Source organism: Stenotrophomonas sp. INTA L402-1 (assembly GCF_059295135.1).
This window is the reverse complement of the sequence record NZ_JCAFWP010000248.1, coordinates 1-525: the sequence shown is the minus strand read 5'-3', so window position 1 is coordinate 525 and position 525 is coordinate 1. Positions and strand designations below refer to the sequence as shown.

Genomic DNA, 525 nt, shown 5'->3' with positions numbered 1-525 from the left:
GTTACCGGCGGGACGCGCGTGCTGTCCGACTGGCTGGTGGTGCAATGCAGCGTCAACCCCGGCGAGACCTTCCTCGATCGCATGATTGCCATGGTCGAAGGCGCCAAACGCCGTAAAACGCCGAATGAAGTGGCGCTGACCATTTTACTGGTGGCACTGACCATCGTGTTCGTGCTGGCGGTGGCCACGCTGTTGCCGTTCTCGCAATATAGCGTCAATGCCGCCGGCAGCGGCTCGGTCGTCAGCGTGACCGTATTGGTGGCGCTGCTGGTGTGTCTGATCCCGACCACCATCGGCGGGTTGCTGTCAGCCATCGGCGTCGCCGGCATGAGCCGCATGCTCGGCGCCAACGTCATCGCCACCAGCGGCCGCGCCGTTGAGGCGGCCGGCGACGTCGACGTGCTGCTGCTGGATAAGACCGGCACCATCACCCTTGGCAATCGACAGGCTTCGGAGTTCCTGCCGGCTCCCGGCGTAAAAGAACAGGAACTGGCCGATGCCGCGCAGCTGTCTTCACTGGCGGAT

The 525-nt window shown here is 64.2% G+C and carries 1 pseudogene; it reads left to right on the top strand.

Features of this window, described 5'->3' with window-relative positions:
- A pseudogene (locus AC5O77_RS22615) lies at positions 1–525 on the top strand (potassium-transporting ATPase subunit B); the annotation flags it as partial.